Raw genomic sequence first — 2641 nt, 5'->3', positions numbered from 1 at the left:
GCAAGATATTATGAGGGAAGATACAGGGAGGCAGCTTAAATGATGTCTCCTCAAGATGAGGCCCAAAAGTGTCCGGTATTTTGGGTAGCACTACATAGTATAGCGCCTCTCTCCCTCTGGGAGAGGGGTTGGGGTGAGGGCATATAGGAGAAAAGCTGATGAAAATCGAAACGTATCGTGGAGCACCGTTTGTAGATAGGGAAGAAGAAATAGAATTTTTTGTAGACTGGTTCAATCGCGTGCCGCAGCGGGTGCTCTGGGTATATGGTCCCAAGTCCAGCGGTAAGACCACGGTAATAGAGTATGTGGTTGAGAAGAAGCTACTTAGGGAGAAGGAGTGGTGGGAGAAAAGCAAATACTGGGTGAAGTATATTAATTTGAGACGAAAACTTATTTCAAGTTATAAGACGTTTCTTCATTCTTTTATAATACCTGAGGATGTTTACAAAGAAAGCGTAGAAACAGATAAGAAGTTTTCTTTAAAGTTTTTCTCAATAGAGAGGAAGGTATTAAAGGAGATAGAAGCAAGAGAACATGATTTATTCGAGGTGCTTTTAGAGAAGATAGAAAGGGAAAAAGAGGCTGGGAAAATACCAATAATAATAGTAGATGAGATACAGAAGTTGAGAGATATTTACATAAATAGTGAGAGAGAGCTACTTAAAGAATTTTTGAATTTTTGTGTTAGCTTGACAAAGGAGAAACATTTAAGTCATGTGGTAATACTAACCTCGAATACGGTGTTTATAGAAAGGATATATAATGATGCCAAGCTAAAGCTTACTTCTGAGTTTAAAAAAATAGATCATTTATCAAAGGAAAAAGTAGAAAAATGGTTGAGTTTAGAGGGGTTAAATAGGAAAGAGATAGAGCTTGTATGGGAGTATTTGGGAGGTGCAATACCTCTAGTTTTAAAAATGCTCGATTGGTATAGGAGAGGAATATATTTAGAGGAATATTTAAAGCGGGAAGCCTGGCTGGCGTATACGGAGATTGTGGATTATTTAACGGACTTTGAAGAAGAAAAAAGAAGATATTTTAAGAAGATAGCACAAGAGATAGTTAGTAAAGGATACTATCCTTTGGAAGGAATTACTTCAGAAGAGAAGAAGTTCTTACAAGCCTGGGCAGAGAAAGAGATTCTGTTTTACGATCCCATGGAGTTAAGGGTTACAGGCAACAGCCGGGTGTATGAGAAGGGGATGGAGATATTGCTTGAGAGAGGCTAAAGGGTGAGCAGTGAACTGTGATCGGTGATCAGAAAGTGGTAGAGGTTGTAGAGGTTCTAAAGGTTGTAGAGGTTTGGTGGATGAGTATGGAAAGCACTATTTTTGTCAGTCATTGCGAGCGAACGCCCTTTAACTCGTTATTGCGAGGCACGAGGTGCTGAAACAATCTCAGGCGAAGCAATCTCGGTAAGCGAAGGGATGGGATCGCGCGGGCGTACAAGTCGCCTCGCGATGGCACCTTGTCGGATAAAATATAGTTTCGAAAATGGGAACGGATCCTTAGAATGATGCTGAATTCGGTTTTTCAGAGTTTCAAATTGGAGGTTAAATGGATATAGTTGAAAGGGATTCCGTTTGGAAAGAGGCCATAGAGGCTTATTTTCCTGAGTTTTTGAAATTTTTCTTTCCTGAGATTGCAGAAGATATTGATTTTGAGAAGGGCTACGAATTTTTAGATAAGGAACTTGCTAAGATAGTGCAAGATTCAGAGGTTGGTAAGAGGTTGGCGGATGTTCTAATCAAGGTTTATCTTAGAGATGGGACCGAGAAGTGGTTACTGATTCACATAGAAGTACAGGGTTATTACGAAAAAGATTTTGCTAAGAGGATGTTTATTTATAATTATAAGATATTTGATAGATATGACAAGGATGTAGTGAGTCTTGCCATTTTGGCAGATTCGTCTCCATCATTTAGGCCGGATAGATATGAGGTGAAATACTGGGGTTTTGAGCACAGGTTTAAGTTTCCAGCAGTAAAGCTTTTAGATTATAAAGATAAGATAGGAGAGCTAAAAAGAAATAAGAATCCCTTTGCTATAATAGTAGTAACACATCTCAAGGAGATAGAGACTAAAGGGAATGTAGATGAGCGTCTTTTTTGGAAGATAACATTAGTCAAGAGTTTATATGAGAAAGGTTATAGGAGAGAAGATATTATTTTGCTTTATAAATTTATAGATTGGTTAATAAAATTGCCAGAAGATTTAATTATCAGGTTTCATGAAGAAATCAAGAAATATGAGGAGGAGAAGAAGATGCCTTATATTACTACGGCAGAAAGGATAGGATTTAAAAAAGGTATGCAGCAAGGTATACAGCAAGGTATACAGCAAGGGATGAGACAGGGCTTACTTAAAGCTATAGAAATTGGATTAAAGTTAAAATTTGGGATAGAAGGATTAAAACTTTATTCTGAGATAAAAAAGATAGAGGATTTGGATTTACTTGAGACGATAAGTGAGGCCATAGAGGCCGCTAAAGATGTTTCTGATATTAAGAAGTTGATAGGGGATATGGGTTAGAGGCTAAAGGCGATGGGCGATGTGCGCGGAAGGTCGTATAGGTTGTAAAAGTTGTAAAGGTTATAGAGGTGGATAAGAGGTTTAGTGGTGGGTAGTTGGAAGGAATTGA

2 protein-coding genes are annotated in these 2641 nt (G+C 38.3%); both read left to right on the top strand.

Features of this window, described 5'->3' with window-relative positions; all coding sequences use genetic code 11:
• Positions 1 to 158 precede the first annotated feature (158 nt).
• Entirely contained in the window at positions 159 to 1229 is a 1071-nt protein-coding gene (locus tag H528_RS0111825) for an ATP-binding protein (RefSeq protein WP_022854507.1), read from the top strand.
• A 328-nt stretch (positions 1230 to 1557) separates the two neighbouring features.
• Positions 1558 to 2532: an RpnC/YadD family protein gene (locus tag H528_RS0111820; protein ID WP_022854506.1), complete on the top strand. Its 975-nt coding sequence runs from the start codon at positions 1558 to 1560 to the stop codon at positions 2530 to 2532.
• Positions 2533 to 2641 lie beyond the last annotated feature (109 nt).

The organism is Thermodesulfatator atlanticus DSM 21156 (assembly GCF_000421585.1).
In the GTDB taxonomy this organism is placed as follows: Bacteria; Desulfobacterota; Thermodesulfobacteria; order Thermodesulfobacteriales; family Thermodesulfatatoraceae; genus Thermodesulfatator; species Thermodesulfatator atlanticus.
The sequence above is the reverse complement of the archived record's forward strand: the minus strand, read 5'-3'. Positions and strand labels throughout refer to the sequence as shown.